This window comes from Pseudomonas sp. MYb541 (assembly GCF_037479595.1).
Taxonomy (GTDB): domain Bacteria; phylum Pseudomonadota; class Gammaproteobacteria; order Pseudomonadales; family Pseudomonadaceae; genus Aquipseudomonas; species Aquipseudomonas canadensis.
The window spans coordinates 14,195-34,966 of the sequence record NZ_JBBGYS010000009.1; the positions used below are offsets into that span (position 1 = coordinate 14,195).

The window sequence follows — 20,772 nt, forward strand, 5'->3', positions numbered from 1 at the left end:
CGGCTCCTACAAGGGTTGTGTGTGGCTTATTTCTTTAACAGGGCCGAGCACGCTGCTTTGTAGGCTTCGTGTTGGTACTTGTTCAGCGTCGCGGGCAGATCAAAATTGTGCTTCTTGTTCTGCGCATTAATGGTCTGCGGCGACAGCAGCGTCACTTCAACACCGTCCAGCAACTGAAACACCCCTTCAATCTTGAACGTCGTCGGGCCGCCGGCAAACTCGCCTTTTTTGCTGCGCTTCTTGATGGCGATACGGGTGATGCCGTTTTCCTGTACGAACGTTTTCACTTGAGCGGCGAAGGCTTTGACGTTGGCGGCCTCATCGTCGTCTTCAAGTGCGATCTTCTTGGTCGCCAGGGCGACATGGCTCAACGCCTGATTGTCCAGGAGGGCGACCGCGATGATGGCTTCGCTGCCTTTGATTTCGATGCCGCAAATAGTCATGAATAGCCTTGGTTCAGAGAAAAGTGGCGGTGATTGTCGTTTATTCCTGCCCGATCGACTCCAAAAACTCCGACCGCTCATCGCTCATCCGTGCCAGACAATCATTCTGCGCAATCGCATACGCCTTGGTGCCGTTCACTGCCGGGAAGGTGTCCACGGCGCAGTCGGCATCGCGTAACTTTTCCCACTTCTGCTGGGCATCCTTCAGACGAGCGGTAATGTCCGCCAGCTTGGTCTTGTCGCTGCCGTAGGTCGAAGCCATGCGTTCCAGCAGGCCCTGATAGTTATCCTTGAGCAATTGCTCGGCGGTGGTTTTGTTATAGGAGGCGCATTCCAGGGTTTGCTTGTCGTTTTCGATGCCATCGCACGGCGTGCTGTCGGTGTCTTCGGCGGCGTGGACGCCGGTTGCGATGAGTGCCAAAGCCAGGAAAATCGATTTCATTGCGCCGTCTCATATCAGGTGATGCGGGAATTCTGGCTCAAGCGTAAGACAAAGAACAGCCGCCAGTCAGACCTCTCATACCAGCCTTTGTCGTGGATTGACGCTTTCGGCAATTCCCCTGTCGTTTTTGCACCCGGCTCTGTCGGCCCCTGGGCATATGCTGGCCCCAAAGCGCCGGCAGACGATTCGGCGCATGAATCGCCAATAAGGGGACGCCTGATGAGCCCAGCCGAATTGCACGCCGACAGCATCGTTATCGACGGGCTGATTATTGCCAAGTGGAACCGCGACCTGTTCGAGGACATGCGCAAAGGCGGTCTCACTGCCGCTAACTGCACCGTGTCGGTGTGGGAAGGGTTCCAGGCCACCATCAACAATATCGTGGCCAGCCAGACCCTGATCCGTGAAAACAGCGACCTGGTGATCCCGGTGAAAACCACCGCCGACATCCGCCGTGCCAAGGAACAAGGCAAGACCGGCATCATCTTCGGCTTCCAGAACGCCCACGCCTTTGAAGACCAGCTCGGCTATGTCGAGATCTTCAAGCAGCTCGGCGTCGGTGTGGTGCAGATGTGCTACAACACCCAGAACCTGGTCGGCACCGGTTGCTACGAGCGTGATGGCGGCCTGTCGGGTTTCGGCCGTGAAATCGTTGCTGAGATGAACCGCGTCGGCATCATGTGCGACCTGTCCCACGTCGGCTCCAAGACTTCCGAAGAAGTCATCCTCGAATCGAAAAAGCCAGTGTGCTACTCCCACTGCCTGCCGTCCGGCCTTAAAGAGCACCCGCGCAACAAGTCCGATGAAGAGCTGAAGTTCATCGCCGACCACGGTGGTTTTGTCGGCGTGACCATGTTCGCGCCGTTCCTGGCCAAGGGCATCGATTCGACCATCGACGACTATGCCGAAGCCATCGAATACACCATGAACATCGTCGGCGAAGACGCCATCGGCATCGGCACCGACTTCACCCAGGGCCATGGCCAGGATTTCTTCGAAATGCTGACCCATGACAAGGGCTATGCCCGCCGCCTGACCAGCTTCGGCAAGATCATCAACCCGCTGGGCATCCGCACCGTGGGCGAGTTCCCCAATCTCACCGAGACCCTGCTCAAGCGCGGCCACCCCGAGCGCGTGGTACGCAAGATCATGGGCGAAAACTGGGTCAACGTCTTGAAAGACGTCTGGGGCGAATAAGCCACCGCCAACGCATCTTTTCCCCCGGCCGTTCGCGCCGGGGGCATTAACAAGAATTTTTCTGGAGTTAAGTTTCCATGGCCAAGATCGCCCCGCAATTGCCTATCGAAGTCGACAGCGAAACCGGTGTCTGGACCTCCGACGCCCTGCCCATGCTGTACGTGCCGCGCCATTTCTTCGTCAACAACCACATCGGTATCGAAGAAGTGCTGGGCGCCGATGCCTACGCCGAAATCCTCTACAAGGCTGGCTACAAGTCCGCTTGGCACTGGTGTGAAAAAGAAGCTGAATGCCACGGCCTGGAAGGCGTCGCGGTGTTTGAGCACTACATGAAGCGCCTGTCGCAACGCGGCTGGGGCTTGTTCAAGATCCAGGACATCGACCTCGACAAGGGCACCTGCAGCGTCAAGCTGGAACACTCCGCGTTTGTGTACGTGTACGGCAAGGTCGGGCGCAAAGTGGACTACATGTTCACTGGCTGGTTTGCCGGCGCCATGGACCAGATTCTGCAAGCCCGCGGCAGCCAGATCCGCACTGTCGCCGAACAAGTCTACGGAGGCTCCGAAGAGGGCCACGATGACGGCCTGTTTACCGTCAAGCCGTTGTAAGCCGAGGACCGTGCCATGGCTTTCGAAGCAATGTTCCAGCCGATCCAGATCGGCAAACTGACCATCCGCAACCGCGTGCTCAGCACCGCCCACGCCGAGGTCTACGCGACCGACGGCGGGATGACCACTGACCGCTATGTGAAGTACTACGAAGAGAAAGCCAAGGGCGGTATCGGCCTGGCGATCTGCGGCGGTTCCTCTGTTGTGGCTATCGACAGCCCGCAGGAATGGTGGAGTTCGGTCAACCTGTCCACCGACCGCATCATCCCGCACTTCCAAAACCTGGCCGACGCCATGCACAAGCATGGCGCCAAGATCATGATCCAGATTACCCACATGGGCCGTCGCTCGCGTTGGGACGGCTTCAACTGGCCGACCCTGATGTCGCCGTCCGGCGTACGTGAGCCGGTGCACCGTGCCACTTGCAAGACCATCGAGCCGGAAGAAATCTGGCGCGTGATCGGCAACTACGCCAGCGCCGCCAAACGCGCCAAGGCCGGCGGCCTGGACGGTGTTGAGTTGTCCGCTGTGCACCAGCACATGATCGACCAGTTCTGGAGCCCGCGGGTTAACAAGCGTACTGACGAGTGGGGCGGCACCTTCGAAGGCCGCATGAAGTTCGGCCTGGAAGTATTGAAAGCCGTACGCGCCGAGGTCGGTGACGACTTCTGCGTAGGCATGCGCCTGTGCGGTGACGAGTTCCACCCGGACGGCCTGTCCCATGAAGACATGAAGCAGATCGCCAAGTATTACGACGACACCGGCATGCTGGATTTCATCGGCGTGGTGGGCTCGGGTTGCGACACGCACAACACCCTGGCCAACGTGATCCCCAACATGAGTTATCCACCGGAGCCGTTCCTGCACTTGGCAGCCGGCATCAAGGAAGTGGTCAAGGTTCCGGTGCTGCACGCGCAGAACATCAAGGACCCGAACCAGGCCACGCGCATCCTCGAGGGCGGCTATGTGGACATGGTCGGCATGACCCGTGCGCACATCGCCGACCCGCACCTGATCGCCAAGATCAAGATGGGCCAGATCGACCAAATCAAGCAGTGCGTCGGCGCCAACTATTGCATCGATCGCCAGTACCAGGGCCTGGATGTGTTGTGCATCCAGAACGCCGCGACCTCCCGTGAATACATGGGTGTGCCGCACATCATCGAAAAAACCACCGGCGTCAAACGCAAGGTTGTGGTGGTCGGTGCCGGCCCGGCCGGGATGGAGGCTGCGCGCGTGGCCGCCGAGCGTGGTCACGACGTGACCCTGTTCGAGAAGAAAGAGTTTATTGGTGGGCAGATCACCACGGCGTCCAAGGCGCCGCAACGTGACCAGATTGCCGGTATCACCCGCTGGTACCAACTGGAACTGGCGCGGTTGAAGGTCGACCTGCGCCTGGGCGTGGCCGCCGATGCCGACACTATCCTGGACGTACGTCCGGACGTGGTGGTGCTGGCGGTGGGCGGACATCCGAACGTGGAACAGAACGAACACTGGGGCGCAGCCGAAGGCTTGGTGGTGAGCAGTTGGGACGTGCTCGACGGCAAAGTCGCGCCGGGCAAGAACGTGCTGGTGTACGACACCATCTGCGAATTCACCGGCATGTCGGTGGCGGATTTCCTCGCGGACAAAGGCAGCCAGGTCGAAATCGTCACCGACGACATCAAGCCGGGCGTAGCCATTGGCGGTACGTCGTTCCCGACCTACTACCGCAGCATGTACCCGAAGGAAGTGATCATGACCGGCGACATGATGCTGGAAAAGGTCTACCGCGAAGGCGACAAGCTGGTGGCGGTGCTGGAAAACGAATACACCGGCGCCAAAGAGGAGCGGGTGGTGGACCAGGTGGTCGTCGAGAACGGCGTGCGCCCGGACGAAGCCATCTACTACGCACTCAAGGAAGGCTCGCGCAACAAGGGCCAGATCGACGTCGAAGCCTTGTTCGCGATCAAGCCGCAGCCGTGCCTGAGCGAGGCGGGTGATGGGTACTTGCTGTTCCGCATTGGTGACTGTGTGGCGCAGCGTAATACCCACGCTGCGATCTATGACGCCCTGCGCTTGTGCAAGGATTTCTGAGCCACCTTGAACCAATGTGTACTCGGTCAAAATGTGGGAGGGGGCTTGCCCCCGATGGCGGAGTGTCAGTTGATACAGCTGTAGCTGACCCACTGCTATCGGGGGCAAGCCCCCTCCCACATTCAGCGCCAGTTTCACAGTAGACCTGTGTGGTCTGTGGGAGCTTCACCATGTTGAACACCTTGCTGCCTATTCTCTTGTTTGCCGCCCTGGGCCTTGCTGTCCTCGGCGCCTTGCGCCGGGTGAACATGTGGCGCCGTGGCCGCGCGTCCAAGGTCGACCTGCTGGGCGGCCTGCTGGCCATGCCCAAGCGCTACATGGTCGACCTGCACCACGTGGTTGCCCGCGACAAATACATCGCCAACACCCACGTCGCTACCGCGCTGGGTTTTGTGTTGTCGGCGCTGTTGGCGATCCTGGTGCACGGCTTTGGCCTGCATAACCGCATCCTCGGTTATGCCTTGCTACTGGCCTCGGTGCTGATGTTTGTCGGTGCCACATTCGTGTACCTGCGTCGGCGCAATCCGCCGTCGCGCCTGTCGAAAGGCCCATGGATGCGCCTGCCGAAAAGCCTGATGGCGTTCTCGGTGAGCTTCTTCCTGGTGACGCTGCCGGTGGCTGGCATCCTGCCGGCTGATTTCGGCGGTTGGCTGCTGGCCGCGTTGCTGGGTGTTGGTGTGCTGTGGGGCGTGTCCGAGATGTTCTTCGGCATGACCTGGGGCGGCCCGATGAAACACGCCTTCGCCGGTGCCTTGCACCTGGCTTGGCACCGTCGCGCCGAGCGCTTTGGCGGTGGCCGTTCCACCGGGTTGAAGCCGCTGGACCTCAGCGATAAAACCGCGCCGTTGGGCGTGGAAAAACCCAAGGATTTCACCTGGAACCAACTGCTCGGTTTCGACGCCTGCGTGCAGTGCGGCAAGTGCGAAGCCGCGTGCCCGGCGTTCGCCGCCGGCCAGCCACTGAACCCGAAAAAACTGATCCAGGATATGGTCGTTGGCCTGGCCGGCGGCACGGATGCCAAGTTCGCCGGCAGCCCCTATCCAGGCAAACCGATCGGCGAACACAGCGGCAGCCCGCACCAGCCCATCGTCAACGGCCTGGTGGACGCCGAGACCCTGTGGTCGTGCACCACCTGCCGCGCCTGCGTGGAAGAGTGCCCGATGATGATCGAGCACGTGGACGCCATCGTCGATATGCGCCGCCACCTCACCCTGGAAAAAGGCGCCACGCCAAACAAGGGCGCCGAAGTGCTGGAGAACCTGATCGCCACCGACAACCCCGGCGGTTTCGCACCGGGTGGTCGCCTGAACTGGGCGGCAGACCTGAACCTGCCGCTGCTCAGCGAAAAAGGCAGCTGCGAGGTGCTGTTCTGGGTCGGCGACGGTGCCTTCGACATGCGTAACCAACGTACCCTGCGTGCCTTCGTCAAAGTGCTCAAAGCCGCCAAGGTCGACTTTGCCGTGCTGGGCCTGGAAGAGCGTGACAGCGGCGACGTGGCCCGTCGTCTGGGCGACGAAGCGACGTTCCAGTTGCTGGCTTCGCGCAATATCCAGACCCTGGCCAAATACAGCTTCAAGCGTATCGTCACCTGCGATCCGCACAGCTTCCATGTGCTGAAAAACGAATACGGCGCCTTCAATGGTAACTATCTGGTGCAGCACCACAGTACGTTCATGGCCGAGTTGATCGGCGAAGGCGCACTGAACCTGGGCCAGCACAAAGGCAACAGTGTGACCTATCACGACCCGTGCTACCTGGGCCGCTACAACGGCGAATACGAGGCGCCGCGCCAAGTGCTGCGGGCCTTGGGCATCGAGGTCAAGGAGATGCAACGCTCGGGCTTCCGCTCACGCTGCTGCGGTGGGGGTGGCGGTGCGCCGATTACCGACATTCCCGGTAAGCAACGGATCCCGGACATGCGCATGGACGACATCCGCGAAACCGGCGCCGAGCTGGTGGCCGTGGGTTGCCCGCAATGCACGGCGATGCTGGAAGGCGTAGTCGAGCCGCGCCCGTTGATCAAGGATATTGCCGAGCTGGTGGCCGACGCATTACTTGAAGATGCAGTGCCCACCAAAGCTCCCATCAAGCGTGAACCTGCGGAGGTGCATTAATGAGCGACATTATCCGCCGCGACCCACGGGCCGAATGGATCGCCCGCAACCGCCTGCACCCGCTGCACGCAGCGATGCAACCGGTGCAACACAGCTGGATGGGACCTAACGGGGTCATCCGCAAGAACGTCCATGGCGTCGGCTTCATCGGCCCCAATGGCATCAAGCGCATCGACCGCAGTGGCGCCCAGCAGGGTGGCGCGGCCAAGCGTACCGCGGCCGTGGAAGTGCAGTTGCCACTGCATCAGGTGGCGGCGCCTGCGTTCTACATCAACGTGGTGCCGGACATGGTCGGTGGTCGCTTGAGCAGCCACGACCGCGACTTGCTCGGCCTGGCCCGGCAACTGGCTGGCAGCGACGGCGCGGTGCTGGCGGTGGTGTTTGGCGAACACAAGGAAAATGCGTTTGCCACCGCAGGCGTCGACCGCCTGCTGGTGATGGACGGCCACGAATTCGACGGTTATTCACCGGAACAACGCGTGCAGGGTTTGCGTGCGGTGGATAACCAGTTCAACCCGCGCCACTGGTTGCTGCCCGATAGCCGCAGCGGTGGCGGCGAACTGGGCCGACGGTTTGCCGCCAGCCTCAAGGAGCGCCCGGCTACGCGGGTTTGGCAGATCAAGGGCGACGAGTGCATCGGCCGCGCCGGTGCAGGCCAGGAAGACTTGGCCCGTGCGCTGCCACGCCTGATTCTGGCGGCCGTTGAATGTGCCGATCCCGTCAGTGAAACCCGTCACGAAGTGCTCCCCGTGGAGTTATCCACAGCCCTGGCGCGCAGCCTGCCACGCATCGAAGACCTCGGTGCGGTGGCGGTGGATCCGGCGGCGATTCCCATGGCCGAAGCGGAATTCATTTTCTCCGGCGGCAACGGCGTGAAGGACTGGGCCTTGTTCCACCAGACCGCGGCGGCCCTGGGCGCCACCGAAGGCGCCTCGCGGGTGGCGGTGGACGATGGCTTCATGGCGCGTGATCGCCAAGTCGGCGCCAGCGGCACCTGGGTCACGGCGCGGGTCTACGTGGCCGTGGGTATTTCCGGGGCGATCCAGCACCTGCAAGGCATCGGTGCCTGCGACAAGGTAGTAGCGATCAACCTCGACCCTGGTTGCGACATGATCAAGCGGGCCGATCTCTCGGTCATCGGCGAAAGCGCCGCGATTCTGCAAGCCTTGATCGTTGCGGTCGAGGCCTACCGCAACGGCGCCAAGCGCGACGCGGCTTGAGGATATGAGCATGAACACGAATGTCATCAGCCTGGTATCCATCGGCGCCCACCCGACCTCCGGGCGCCCGCGCCGCGCCGAACAAGACGCGCGTGCGGTGGAACTCGGCCTGCAAATGGCTGGGGATAAGTTGCAAGTGTTGCACGCCGGCAACATCAATGAGCCGACCCTGCGTAGCTACCTGGGCATGGGATTGCCGCAGTTGCATGTGCTGGAGCAACCGGCGGGCAGCGATGCCTTGCCCGTTCTCAGTGAATACCTGCGCGACGCCGGTGCCCAAGTGGTGCTCGCTGGTAGCCAGGCCGAAACCGGCGAAGGTTCGGGTATGTTGCCGTACCTGCTGGCTGAGCAGTTGGGTTGGCCGCTGATTGTCGGGCTGGCGCAGGTCGAGTCCATCGATGGCGGCGTGGCCCATGTGCTGCAAGCCTTGCCACGCGGGCAGCGGCGGCGCCTGAAGGTACGCCTGCCGTTCCTGGCGACAGTGGATAACGCCGCGCCCAAGCCTCGGCAAAGCGCTTACGGCCCGGCGCAGCGCGGTGAGCTGGCGGCCCATGAAGTCGAAATCGAACAAGACGAGTTACTCACAGGCGCCGTGCTCCAGCCGGCCAAACCAAGGCCCAAACGCCTCAAGGTGATCAAGGCCAAGAGCGGTGCCGACCGTATGAAAGCCGCCACTGCCAAGGCCAGTGGCGGCGGTGGGCAAGTGCTCAAGGGCCTCAGTCCGGAAGCGGGCGCCGAAGCTATCCTCAAACTGCTTGTAGAGGAAGGCGTCGTACGCTAACCCCCCGTAGGAGCTGGCTTGCCAGCGATAGCAATCGTTCAGCCGATGGATGTCTCGACTGACACGCCGTCATCGCCGGCAAGCCGGCTCCTACAGAGGGTTTACCCACAATCCCTGTTGACCCGTCTGTGGATAACCTGTTCGCGGTTGTCCACACCCCCTGTGAATCAAGCCCTGCAGCCCTCTGTACGAAAAACAACCAGGCTAACTGACGGTTTTTACTTGGGTTTTTCGTTGCTCTTGTGCATTTCTCCAGACCGACTTGCCCCCATAGTCTGTTGGCGCTTCTGTGGATAACATGTTCGCTCTCCGCTGAAGCCCTTATTAATCAAGGCTTTCACTGGATTGATCAAAATATGATCGAATTGGTTTTTTTTCCGGCTGAAATCCCTGGAAACCGCGTTTTGTGAAGGTTTTAGGTGGTTTTCCACAGCGTTCTCCGAGTTGCCCCCAAAGTCTGTTGGTGCTTCTGTGGATAAGGTGTTCGCGTACCGCTACAGGCCACGTAAATCATGGCTTCTATTCAGTTGATCAATAAATGAACAAGGCTGGGCCAGACCGACTGACTGGATTAAGTCACGGATTTTTTTCACTTAATTTCAGGAGGGAAGCGTACTTGCCCACAATTGCTGTGGGTGGCTTTGTGGATAACTTGTTGGGTAAAGGCTGGAGGGCAGGGGAATCAAGGGTTATCAGAGGGTTGGGTGTTTTTTGTACAACCCAGCCCTCTGGAGATCAAAAGGTTATTCGTGAACTGCAACACCTTTGAGGTACGGCGCTGGAGCCGCCCCCAAGTTGTTCAGCATGCGCTCGCTGTACCAATCCACAAAGTTCACCACGCCGAACTCATAGGTCTTGGAGTACGGACCTGGCTGGTAGGCGGTGGAGTTGATGCCGCGCTGGTTCTCTTCGGCCAGGCGACGGTCCTGGTCGTTGGTGGCGTCCCACACTTGGCGCATGCGCTCGACGTCGTAGTCCACACCTTCCACGGCGTCCTTGTGCACCAGCCATTTAGTGGTGACCATGGTTTCCTGGGCGCTGATCGGCCACACGGTGAACACGATGATGTGATCGCCCATGCAGTGGTTCCAGGAGTGGGGCAGGTGCAGGATGCGCATCGAGCCCAGGTCTGGGTTCTTGATGCGGCCCATGAGTTTGGCGCAGCCCTGCTTGCCGTCCAGAGTCATCGACACGGTGCCCTTGAGCAGCGGCATGCGCACGATGCGGTTACGCAAGCCGAAGCTGGCGTGCGCGTACGGGATCTTCTCGGCATCCCAGGCGGCGGCGGAGGCGGCCACGTGATCCTTGAACGCTTGGTCGGCGCGCGGGTCGGTGACGTCGTCCCATTCCAGCAGGGTTTTCAACAGTTCCGGGTGCGACGCGTTGCAGTGGTAGCACTCGCGGTTGTTTTCCAGCACCAGCTTCCAGTTGGCTTTCTCCATCAAGGTGGTGGTAATCGCCACCTTGGTGTTCTCCATGTCGTAGGGTTCCATGTAATGGTTCAGCGTCGACAGGAAATCATCGATGGCCGGCGGGTTCTCCGCCAGGCTGATGAAGATGTAGCCGCCAGCGGTCTTTACGTTCACCGGCTTCAAACCGTACTGCTTCATGTCGAAGTCGGCGCCCATCTCGGTGCCGGCGAACAGCAGTCGGCCGTCCAGTTCGTAGGTCCACTGGTGGTAGTGGCAGACCAGTTTGGCGACCTTGCCCTTGTCGCTGGTGCACAAGCGCGAACCACGGTGACGACACACGTTATGGAAGGCATGCACGACGCCTTCGGCGCCACGGATCACGATGATCGGGTTCTTGCCTACTTGCAGGGTCAGATAGTTGCCCTTGGTGGGGATCTCGCAGGTCATGCCGGCGATCAGCCACTCTTTCTGGAAGATCTCCTGCATGTCGATATCAAACAGCCGTTCATCAGAGTAGAACGGCTGTGGCAGCGAGAAAGTGCGCTCGCGCTCTTGCAGCATTTGCGCGGTGGCCTTGCGTGCGGGTTCCAGCGGATCGCCCAAGCTTAAGGTTGCGGTGACGTCCATCGTGTGTGTCCTCATGGCCATTCTGTGTGGCCGAGATAAGTGGCTAATCAGGTTTGCAGCAAGGCGTAAAGAAAGCGTCTGTGTTGGGAGCGAGTGTGGGGCCGCCGATGCGCCGAACCTTATCCATGGGCGACATGGCCCAATCTGTTCCCGACGCGCAACCCTAGGTCGTTGGGGGCTGGTCGCGATAAGTATGTGAATGTCGCAGATAGGTAAATGGGTGGTTCTGGCGTTACGCAGAATCGCCACCATAAGGCCGATGTCGGCGGTGGAGAACAACATGTCCAATAATTTCCTGAATCCGGTAACCACCCAGACCTGGGCCAATGGTCGGCACATTGTCCGTTGCGTCAAAGTCATCCAGGAAACCTGGGACGTGCGCACCTTCTGTTTCATGGCCGATCAACCGATCCTGTTTTTTTTCAAGCCGGGGCAATTTGTCACCCTGGAGCTGGAAATCGAAGGCCAGCCGATCATGCGTTCCTACACCATTTCCAGCTCACCGTCGGTGCCGTACAGTTTCTCGGTGACCATCAAGCGCGTGCCGGGCGGCAAGGTTTCCAACTGGTTGCACGACACCCTGCATGAAGGGCAAGAGCTGGCGGTGCACGGGCCGGTGGGCTTGTTCAATGCCATCGACTTCCCAAGCCCGAAAGTGTTGTATCTCAGCGGCGGTGTGGGGATAACGCCAGTCATGTCCATGGCGCGCTGGTTCTACGACACCAACGCCAACGTCGACATGACGTTTATCCACAGCGCCCGTTCGCCCAAGGACATCATCTACCACCGTGAGCTGGAACACATGGCGTCGCGGATCGATAACTTCAGCCTGCACCTGATCTGCGAGAAACACGGCTTGGGTGAGCCATGGGCGGGTTATCGCGGTTACCTGAACCACAAGATGCTCGAACTGATGGTGCCGGACTTCCTGGAGCGTGAAGTGTTCTGCTGCGGGCCTACGCCGTACATGAACGCGGTGAAGCGCCTGCTGGAAGTGGCGGGTTTCGACATGACGCGTTACCACGAGGAATCGTTCGGCGCCACGCCGCCGGAAGCCCGTGCGGATGCGGTCGAACAAGCCGAACAAGCCGCCGACGCGCCGGAAATCGACCTGGCGGATCTGCATCAGGTGGAGTTCATTGCATCGGGTAAAAGCATTCGTGTCGCCCCTGGTGAAACCGTGCATGCGGCGGCGGCCAAGCTTGGGCTGTTGATCCCGAAAGCCTGTGGCATGGGCATTTGCGGCACCTGCAAGGTGATGAAGCTGGGCGGCGAGGTCGAGATGGACCACAACGGCGGGATTACGGAAGAAGACGAAGCCGAAGGCTACATCCTGTCGTGCTGCAGCGTGCCGAAGGGTGATGTGCGCATCGAGTTCTGACCAATGATCGTTCCCACGCAGAGCGTGGGAACGATCAACAGTCCCGCGTTGCAGGTCATGAGTCTGCGGCGCGGGCCTTAGTGGTTAGCGGACAAAAAGGTTGATGATGTATCCGCCGGATGCTGTCATTTCGAACTCTTTTCCAGTGACGGTAAAAGTTCTGGATGGCTCGATGATGGTGTCGCCGACGTTCGCCAGCTTCCTAAGATCGTCCAAGCCGACGAGCGTGGCGTTGACGTCGGCGCGCGATTGCGAATCAGTGGTGTAGCATTGAATTTCCATGATGTTGCCCTCGATAGGATTTCCATTTCCAGCCGACTATTCGGCAGGCAGTCAGCCCCGAAGTAACGCATCCGTTTGTTCGGGGTGACGAGATCCTATCCAAGACAGGGGGTAGATAGATACTGTCAGAAATACGTACAAACAGTCTCTGAAAACGCGCTGAAAGGCCCGTGGTTTCAGGCTTCCATCACTTTCCGAATATCCGCCGCCAATTCTCTTACACGTTCTTCCTCGGTATCCCACGCACACATGAAGCGTGCGCCGCCTTTGCCGATAAAGGTGTAGAAACGCCAGCCCTTGGCGGTCAACGCGGCAATCGCCGGTTCCGAGAGTTGCAGGAACACGCCGTTTGCCTGCACCGGGAACATCAACTCCACGCCGGGAATATCCGCCACCAGGCTGCTCAGCAGTTGAGCGCAGTGGTTGGCGTGACGCGCGTGTTTGAGCCAGGCGTCGTTTTCCAGCAGGCCTACCCACGGCGCGGACAGGAAGCGCATTTTCGAGGCCAGTTGGCCGGCCTGCTTGCAGCGGTAGTCGAAGTCTTCGGCCAGCTTGTGGTTGAAGAACAGGATCGCTTCACCCACGGCCATACCGTTCTTGGTGCCGCCAAAGCACAGCACGTCCACGCCGGCTTTCCAGGTCAGGTCGGCGGGCGAGCAGCCGAGGAACGCGCAGGCGTTGGAGAACCGCGCGCCGTCCATGTGCAGGTTCAGCCCCAACTCTTTGCAGGTCACGCTGATGGCGCGTATTTCATCCGGGGTATACACGCTGCCGACTTCCGTGGCTTGGGTCAGGGTGACCACGCGTGGTTTGGGGTAGTGGATGTCCTGGCGCTTGAGGGCGATCTCGCGGATCGACTCCGGGGTCAGCTTGCCGTTTTCGGTGCGAGCGGTGAGCAGCTTGGAACCGTTGGAGAAAAACTCCGGCGCGCCGCATTCGTCGGTCTCGACGTGGGCGGTTTCCGAGCAAATCACGCTATGGTAGCTCTGGCACAGCGAAGACAACGCCAGGGAGTTGGCGGCGGTGCCGTTGAAGGCGAAGAACACTTCGCAGTCGGTTTCGAACAAGTTGCGGAAACCGTCGGCGGCGCGGTGGGTCCATTCATCATCGCCGTAGGCGCGCTGATGGCCCTGGTTGGCTTGTTCCATGGCGGCCCAGGCTTCCGGGCAGATGCCCGAATAGTTGTCACTGGCGAATTGTTGGCTCTTGTCGGTCATGGCCCATTCCTGTGGTCGATGTTGGTGCGCACTGTAACCAAGATTGTCGCGGGTGCGCACGTACTGTAAATGCAAAGTCACTGGGGAATTATGCACGGTACTGAAACGATTCCTGTCGGACGCGTCCGTGATGGCGCTTTGGATCTGCTCAAGTGGCTGGCGCTGTTGAGTATGGTGTTGGACCACTTGCGCTATGTCGGTTTGAGCCTGGACGGCCTGTATGTGCCGGGGCGCCTGGCGTTCCCGTGGTTTTGCCTGGCGATTGCGGCCAACTTGCATCGGGCGAGAAACTCACCTGTCACGGGCCAGTGGCGGTACTTGGGCTGGCTGTTGCTGTTTAGCGTGATCAGCGAAGCGCCGTACCGACTTTTTATCGATGATGCCGATACATTGAACGTATTGCCGACGTTGGCGTTGGGCTTGCTTATTGCCCGAGGATGGCAGCAGAAAGCGCTTTTTGATCGCGGATTGGCGCTGATCGCGGCCACGATTGCGGCGGTGTTTTCCACGCAGCTGATGTTTGGTTTTTTCGGTGTGTTGTTGCCGCTGGCGATGCTGTTGGTGTTCCGTCGTCCCTGGTATTTCAGCGTATTACCGGGTTTGGTTTGTGTCGCCGCCAACCAATGGCAGATATTGCTCAATAGCGGCAGCCTGATTGCCATGCTCGGTTTGGTCATGTGCCTGATCGCGCCATTGGCTGGATTGGCCGTGCTGCGACATGGGCAAAACATCTCGCCACCCGCTATGCGCCGCTGGGCCTACACCCTCTATCCCCTGCATTTCCTGCTGCTGCTACTCGTCCGCCAGACCATCGTATAAACCCTTGTGGGAGGGGGCTTGCCCCCGATAGCGATGGGTCAGCTTGCAGATGCAGTGGCTGACACTCCGCTATCGGGGGCAAGCCCCCTCCCACATTTGTTCGGCGTTGTTTGAGCAATGTCGTAAACGCACCTTTGCGTGGCGTGCGTAGGCATTTGACCTGCTGGCGCCAGCCCTACCATCGCATCAAAGGGCCCTGCACGGGCCTTAACAATACGAAAGGCTGGGAGAGACGCGATGTTCAGCAAACAAGACCAGATTCAGGGATATGACGACGCACTGCTGGCGGCCATGAATGCCGAGGAGCAGCGTCAGGAAGATCATATCGAGCTGATCGCGTCAGAGAACTACACCAGCAAACGCGTGATGGAAGCTCAAGGCAGCGGCCTCACCAACAAATACGCCGAAGGCTACCCAGGCAAGCGTTACTACGGCGGCTGCGAGCACGTGGACAAGGTCGAAGCCCTGGCCATCGAACGCGCCAAGCAATTGTTCGGCGCCGATTACGCCAACGTGCAGCCGCACTCCGGTTCTTCCGCCAACAGCGCGGTGTACCTGGCCCTGTTGAACGCCGGCGACACCATCCTCGGCATGAGCCTGGCCCACGGCGGCCACCTGACCCACGGCGCCAAAGTGTCGTCCTCGGGCAAGCTGTACAACGCGGTGCAATACGGCATCAACACTGACACCGGCCTGATCGACTACGACGAAGTCGAGCGCCTGGCCGTCGAGCACAAGCCGAAAATGGTCGTAGCCGGTTTCTCTGCCTACTCCAAGACTCTGGATTTCCCACGTTTCCGTCAGATCGCCGACAAGGTGGGCGCACTGCTGTTCGTCGACATGGCCCACGTCGCCGGCCTGGTTGCCGCCGGCCTGTACCCGAACCCGCTGCCGTATGCCGACGTGGTCACCACGACCACCCACAAGACCCTGCGCGGTCCACGGGGCGGTCTGATCCTGGCCAAGGCCAACGAAGAAATCGAAAAGAAACTCAACGCTGCGGTATTCCCAGGCGCCCAGGGCGGCCCGCTGATGCACGTCATCGCCGGCAAGGCCGTGTGCTTCAAGGAAGCCCAGGAGCCAGGCTTCAAGGTCTACCAGCAACAAGTGATCGACAACGCCCAGGCCATGGCCAGCGTGTTTATCAAACGCGGCTACGATGTAGTGTCCGGCGGCACCGACAACCACCTGTTCCTGGTCAGCCTGATCCGTCAGGGCCTCACCGGCAAAGAGGCGGATGCCGCCCTGGGCCGCGCCCACATCACCGTCAACAAGAACGCCGTGCCGAATGACCCGCAGTCGCCATTCGTGACCTCGGGCCTGCGCATCGGCACCCCGGCGGTGACCACGCGTGGTTTCAAAGTGCCGCAGTGCATCGAGCTGGCTGGCTGGATCTGCGACATCCTCGACAACCTCGGCGATGCCGATGTCGAGGCCAACGTGGCCAAGCACGTGTCTGCCCTGTGCGCTGATTTCCCGGTTTATCGCTGAGCGCGGTTTTGGAGTAATGACTATGCAACGCTACTCGGGCTTCGGCCTCTTCAAGCACTCACTCAGCCACCACGAAAACTGGCAGAAAATGTGGCGCACGCCGACCCCTAAAAAGGTCTACGACGTGGTCATTGTCGGCGGCGGCGGGCATGGTCTGGCGACCGCCTACTATCTGGCCAAGGAGCACGGCATCACCAATGTGGCCGTGGTCGAGAAAGGCTGGCTGGGCGGCGGTAACACCGCGCGCAACACCACCATCGTGCGTTCCAACTACCTGTGGGATGAGTCGGCCCACCTGTACGAACACGCGATGAAACTGTGGGAAGGCCTGTCCCAGGACCTGAACTACAACGTGATGTTCTCCCAGCGTGGCGTCTACAACCTGTGCCACACCCTGCAAGACATCCGTGATTCCGAGCGCCGCGTCAGCGCCAACCGCCTCAATGGCGTGGACGGCGAACTGCTCAACGCCAAGCAAGTGGCCGACGAGATCCCGTACCTCGATTGCTCCAAGAACACCCGCTACCCGGTCCTCGGCGCCACCGTACAACGTCGCGGCGGCGTGGCCCGTCACGATGCGGTGGCCTGGGGCTTTGCCCGTGCGGCTGACGCCCTCGGCGTGGATTTGATCCAGCAGACCGAAGTGATCGGCTTCCGCAAGGAAAACGGCGTGTGCATCGGCGTGGAAACCAACAAGGGCTTTATCGGCGCCAAGCGCGTCGGTGTGGTCACTGCCGGTAACTCCGGGCACATGGCGTCGTTGGCGGGCTTCCGCCTGCCAATTGAGTCCCACCCGCTGCAAGCGTTGGTGTCGGAGCCGATCAAGCCAATTATCGACAGTGTGATCATGTCCAACGCCGTACACGGTTACATCAGCCAATCCGACAAGGGCGACCTGGTGATCGGCGCCGGTATCGACGGCTACAACGGCTACGGCCAGCGCGGCTCGTACCCGGTGATCGAACACACCATCCAGGCCATCGTCGAGATGTTCCCGGTGCTGTCGCGCGTACGCATGAATCGCCAGTGGGGTGGCATCGTCGACACCACGCCGGATGCCTGCCCGATCATTTCCAAGACCCCAGTGCCGAACATGTTTTTCAACTGCGGTTGGGGCACCGGTGGCTTCAAGGCGACGCCGGGCTCAGGCAACGTGTTTGCCGCCAGCCTCGCCAAGGGTGAAATGCACCCGTTGGCCGCACCTTTTTCCATCGACCGTTTCCACAACGGTGCGTTGATCGACGAACACGGCGCTGCGGCCGTCGCCCACTAACAGGAGAAATTCCCTATGTTGCATATCTTCTGTCCTCACTGTGGCGAACTGCGCTCCGAAGAGGAATTCCACGCGTCCGGCCAAGCGCACATCCCGCGCCCGCTGGACCCGAATGCCTGCACCGATGAAGAGTGGGGCGACTACATGTTCTTCCGCGACAACCCCCGTGGCCTGCACCACGAACTGTGGATTCACGCCGCCGGTTGCCGCCAATACTTCAACGCGACCCGCGACACCCTGACCTACGAAATTCTTGAAACCTACAAGATCGGTGAGAAGCCACAATTCACCGCCAAGGCCTCTGGAGAGAAGGTATGAGCCAGACCAATCGCCTGTCCAACGGTGGCCGGATCGACCGTAATAAAGTCCTGACGTTCACCTTCAACGGCCAGAGCTACAAAGGTTTTGAGGGCGACACACTGGCCGCAGCCCTGCTGGCCAACGGCGTCGACATCATCGGCCGCAGCTTCAAGTACTCGCGCCCTCGCGGCATCTTCGCTGCGGGCGCCGAAGAGCCGAACGCGGTGCTGCAGATCGGCGCCACCGAAGCCACCCAGATTCCCAACGTGCGCGCCACGCAACAGGCGCTGTACCAAGGCCTGGTCGCCACCAGTACCAACGGCTGGCCTAACGTCAACACTGACGTGATGGGCATTCTTGGCAAGGTCGGCGGCAAGCTGATGCCACCGGGTTTCTACTACAAAACCTTCATGTACCCGCAATCGTTCTGGATGACCTACGAGAAGTACATCCGTAAGGCTGCCGGCCTTGGCCGCTCGCCAACCGAGAACGATCCGGACACCTACGACAACTTCAACCGTCATTGCGATGTGCTGATCGTCGGCGCGGGCCCTGCGGGTTTGGCCGCAGCATTGGCCGCCGCACGCAGCGGTGCCCGTGTGATCATCGCTGATGAGCAGGAAGAGTTCGGCGGTTCGCTGCTGGACTCGCGCGAAAGCCTCGACGGCAAGCCAGCCGCTGAATGGGTTGCCAGCGTCATTGCTGAATTGAAAGCCCTGCCGGACGTGGTGCTGCTGCCCCGCGCTACCGTCAACGGCTACCACGACCATAACTTCCTGACCATTCACGAACGCCTCACCGACCACCTCGGTGACCGTGCGCCGATTGGTGTGGTGCGCCAACGCATCCACCGTGTGCGCGCCAAGCGTGTGGTGCTGGCGACCGGTGCGTGTGAGCGCCCGCTGGTGTACGGCAACAACGACGTGCCGGGCAACATGCTGGCCGGTGCGGTTTCTACTTACGTGCGTCGCTATGGCGTGGCGCCGGGCAAGAAACTGGTGCTGTCGACCAACAACGATCACGCCTACCGCGTTGCGCTGGACTGGCTCGACGCCGGCCTGCAAGTGGTGGCCGTGGCTGATGTACGCCACAACCCACGCGGCGCACTGGTTGAAGAAGCCCGCGCCAAAGGTATTCGAATCCTCACCGGCAGCGCTGTGATCGAGGCTCGCGGCAGCAAGCACGTCACTGCTGCCCGCGTCGCTGCGATTGATGTGAAAGCGCATAAAGTCACCAGCCCAGGCGAATGGCTGGATTGCGATCTGGTCGCTAGCTCTGGCGGCTACAGCCCGGTGGTCCACCTGGCTTCGCACCTGGGCGGCAAGCCGACCTGGCGTGAAGACATCCTCGGTTTTGTACCGGGCGAAGCACCGCAGAAACGCGTGTGCGTAGGTGGTATCAACGGTGTCTACGGCCTTGGCAATTCCCTGGCAGACGGTTTTGAAGGCGGCGTGCGCGCAGCCAGCGAAGCCGGTTTTGCGCCAGTGGAAGGCACCTTGCCGAAAGCCCTGAGCCGCCTGGAAGAGCCGACGCTGGCGATCTACCAAGTGCCGCACGACAAGCCAACCGCACGGGCGCCGAAGCAATTCGTCGACCTGCAGAACGACGTGACCGCTGCCGCCATCGAACTGGCGACCCGTGAAGGGTTCGAGTCGGTGGAGCACGTCAAACGCTACACCGCGTTGGGTTTCGGCACCGACCAGGGCAAGTTGGGCAACGTCAACGGCCTGGCGATTGCCGCTCGTTCGCTGAACGTGACCATCCCGCAGATGGGCACCACCATGTTCCGCCCGAACTACACGCCGGTGACCTTCGGCGCGGTGGCGGGCCGTCACTGCGGGCACATCTTCGAACCGGTTCGCTACACCGCGCTGCAAGCCTGGCACGTGAAGAATGGCGCCGAGTTTGAAGACGTCGGCCAGTGGAAACGTCCGTGGTACTTCCCATGCAACGGTGAAGACCTGCATGCGGCGGTGAAACGCGAATGCCTGGCCGTGCGCGACAGCGTTGGCCTGCTGGATGCGTCGACCCTCGGCAAGATCGACATCCAGGGCCCGGACGCGCGCGAATTCCTCAACCGCATCTACTCCAACGCCTGGACCAAACTCGACGTGGGCAAGGCGCGCTACGGCCTGATGTGCAAGGAAGACGGTATGGTCTTCGACGACGGCGTCACAGCCTGTCTCGCCGACAACCACTTCCTGATGACCACCACCACCGGCGGCGCCGCCCGCGTACTCCAGTGGCTGGAAATCTACCAGCAGACCGAATGGCCAGACCTCAAGGTGTACTTCACCTCGGTCACGGACCACTGGGCGACCATGACCCTGTCCGGCCCCAACAGCCGCAAGCTGCTGGCGGAAGTCACCGACATCGACCTGGACAAGGACGGCTTCCCGTTCATGACCTGGAAGGAAGGTTTGGTCGGCGGCGTACCGGCCCGTGTGTTCCGGATCTCGTTTACCGGTGAGCTGTCGTACGAAGTCAACGTGCAGGCCGACTACGCCATGGGCGTACTGGAAAAAATCGTCGACGCCGGCAAGAAGTACAACCTGACCCCGTACGGCACCGAAACCATGCACGTGCTGCGGGCGGAGAAGGGCTTCATCATCGTCGGTCAGGACACTGACGGCTCGATGACCCCGGACGACCTGAACATGGGCTGGTGCGTTGGTCGCACCAAACCATTCTCGTGGATCGGCTGGCGCGGCATGAACCGTGAAGACTGCGTGCGCGAAGAGCGTAAGCAACTGGTGGGCTTGAAGCCGATCGACCCGACCGTTTGGCTGCCGGAAGGCGCGCAGTTGGTGTTTGATCCGAAGCAGTCGATTCCGATGAAGATGGTCGGCCACGTGACATCGAGCTATGCGCATAACTCCCTGGGTTATTCGTTTGCGATGGCGGTGGTGAAGGGCGGCTTGAAGCGCATCGGCGAGCGGGTGTTCTCACCGCAAGCGGATGGCAGCGTGATCGAGGCGGAGATTGTGTCCTCGGTGTTCTTCGACCCCAAAGGCGATCGCCAGAACATCTGATAGATCGAGCCGCCTGCATCGCAGGCAAGCCAGCTCCCACATTTGAATCTATTCACA

The 20,772-nt window shown here is 60.6% G+C and carries 17 protein-coding genes; 12 read left to right on the top strand and 5 right to left on the bottom strand.

Going from position 1 to position 20,772, the window contains the following annotated elements; translation table 11 throughout:
* Positions 1 to 26: 26 nt before the first annotated feature.
* On the bottom strand, positions 27 to 443 hold the full coding sequence (locus WH299_RS07630; protein ID WP_126569534.1) for a DUF3010 family protein: 417 nt from the start codon (positions 441 to 443) through the stop codon (positions 27 to 29).
* 40 nt (positions 444 to 483) lie between these two features.
* The gene (locus tag WH299_RS07635) at positions 484 to 885 is read right to left on the bottom strand and encodes a lysozyme inhibitor LprI family protein (protein ID WP_016977792.1); all 402 of its coding nucleotides are present in this window, start codon (positions 883 to 885) and stop codon (positions 484 to 486) included.
* A 219-nt stretch (positions 886 to 1,104) separates the two neighbouring features.
* Here WH299_RS07635 and WH299_RS07640 point away from each other — a divergent pair, with 219 nt between their 5' ends.
* The 6 genes from WH299_RS07640 (at position 1,105) to etfB (ending at position 8,881) form a co-directional block, all read left to right on the top strand.
* Complete coding sequence (locus WH299_RS07640) at positions 1,105 to 2,082, top strand: dipeptidase (protein ID WP_005792153.1); 978 nt, start codon at positions 1,105 to 1,107, stop codon at positions 2,080 to 2,082.
* A gap of 77 nt (positions 2,083 to 2,159) precedes the next feature.
* Positions 2,160 to 2,690, top strand: coding sequence for a DUF5943 domain-containing protein (locus WH299_RS07645; protein WP_033898043.1), 531 nt, complete (start codon positions 2,160 to 2,162; stop codon positions 2,688 to 2,690).
* 15 nt (positions 2,691 to 2,705) lie between these two features.
* Positions 2,706 to 4,766, top strand: coding sequence for a dimethylglycine demethylation protein DgcA (gene dgcA / locus WH299_RS07650; RefSeq protein ID WP_016977794.1), 2,061 nt, complete (start codon positions 2,706 to 2,708; stop codon positions 4,764 to 4,766).
* Between the two features lie 170 nt (positions 4,767 to 4,936).
* Entirely contained in the window at positions 4,937 to 6,880 is a 1,944-nt protein-coding gene (dgcB, locus tag WH299_RS07655) for a dimethylglycine demethylation protein DgcB (RefSeq protein ID WP_339549963.1), read from the top strand.
* On the top strand, positions 6,880 to 8,100 hold the full coding sequence (etfA, locus tag WH299_RS07660) for an electron transfer flavoprotein subunit alpha (RefSeq protein WP_339549964.1): 1,221 nt from the start codon (positions 6,880 to 6,882) through the stop codon (positions 8,098 to 8,100). The genes dgcB and etfA overlap by 1 nt, the downstream gene beginning before the upstream one ends.
* A 10-nt stretch (positions 8,101 to 8,110) precedes the next feature.
* Positions 8,111 to 8,881, top strand: a complete 771-nt coding sequence (etfB, locus tag WH299_RS07665) for an electron transfer flavoprotein subunit beta (protein ID WP_323622851.1) — start codon at positions 8,111 to 8,113, stop codon at positions 8,879 to 8,881.
* A gap of 743 nt (positions 8,882 to 9,624) precedes the next feature.
* On the opposite strand, the gene gbcA is transcribed toward etfB, so the two are convergent.
* Positions 9,625 to 10,920: a glycine-betaine demethylase subunit GbcA gene (gene gbcA, locus WH299_RS07670; protein ID WP_068936255.1), complete on the bottom strand. Its 1,296-nt coding sequence runs from the start codon at positions 10,918 to 10,920 to the stop codon at positions 9,625 to 9,627.
* Between the two features lie 280 nt (positions 10,921 to 11,200).
* On the opposite strand from gbcA, the gene gbcB reads away from it, so the two are divergent.
* The gene (gene gbcB, locus WH299_RS07675) at positions 11,201 to 12,301 is read left to right on the top strand and encodes a glycine-betaine demethylase subunit GbcB (RefSeq protein WP_028618224.1); all 1,101 of its coding nucleotides are present in this window, start codon (positions 11,201 to 11,203) and stop codon (positions 12,299 to 12,301) included.
* A gap of 84 nt (positions 12,302 to 12,385) precedes the next feature.
* Here gbcB and WH299_RS07680 read toward each other — a convergent pair whose 3' ends face one another.
* Entirely contained in the window at positions 12,386 to 12,583 is a 198-nt protein-coding gene (locus WH299_RS07680) for a hypothetical protein (RefSeq protein ID WP_123475010.1), read from the bottom strand.
* Between the two features lie 176 nt (positions 12,584 to 12,759).
* Positions 12,760 to 13,800, bottom strand: a complete 1,041-nt coding sequence (locus tag WH299_RS07685) for a threonine aldolase family protein (RefSeq protein ID WP_028618222.1) — start codon at positions 13,798 to 13,800, stop codon at positions 12,760 to 12,762.
* Positions 13,801 to 13,890: 90 nt separating this feature from the next.
* Here WH299_RS07685 and WH299_RS07690 point away from each other — a divergent pair, with 90 nt between their 5' ends.
* The 5 genes from WH299_RS07690 to WH299_RS07710 all read left to right on the top strand — a co-directional run bounded on the left by WH299_RS07690 (position 13,891) and on the right by WH299_RS07710 (position 20,715).
* Positions 13,891 to 14,619 carry a TraX family protein gene (locus WH299_RS07690; protein ID WP_123475012.1) on the top strand — a complete coding sequence of 243 codons (729 nt, stop codon included), beginning with the start codon at positions 13,891 to 13,893 and terminating at the stop codon, positions 14,617 to 14,619.
* Between the two features lie 237 nt (positions 14,620 to 14,856).
* Complete coding sequence (glyA, locus tag WH299_RS07695) at positions 14,857 to 16,110, top strand: serine hydroxymethyltransferase (RefSeq protein WP_339549965.1); 1,254 nt, start codon at positions 14,857 to 14,859, stop codon at positions 16,108 to 16,110.
* A 22-nt stretch (positions 16,111 to 16,132) separates the two neighbouring features.
* Positions 16,133 to 17,383: a sarcosine oxidase subunit beta gene (locus WH299_RS07700; protein ID WP_010207084.1), complete on the top strand. Its 1,251-nt coding sequence runs from the start codon at positions 16,133 to 16,135 to the stop codon at positions 17,381 to 17,383.
* A 15-nt stretch (positions 17,384 to 17,398) separates the two neighbouring features.
* The gene (locus WH299_RS07705) at positions 17,399 to 17,701 is read left to right on the top strand and encodes a sarcosine oxidase subunit delta (protein WP_010207083.1); all 303 of its coding nucleotides are present in this window, start codon (positions 17,399 to 17,401) and stop codon (positions 17,699 to 17,701) included.
* Positions 17,698 to 20,715 (top strand): sarcosine oxidase subunit alpha, encoded by a 3,018-nt coding sequence (locus WH299_RS07710; protein WP_339549966.1) that lies wholly within the window; start codon positions 17,698 to 17,700, stop codon positions 20,713 to 20,715. Before WH299_RS07705 ends, WH299_RS07710 begins: the two co-directional genes overlap by 4 nt.
* Positions 20,716 to 20,772 lie beyond the last annotated feature (57 nt).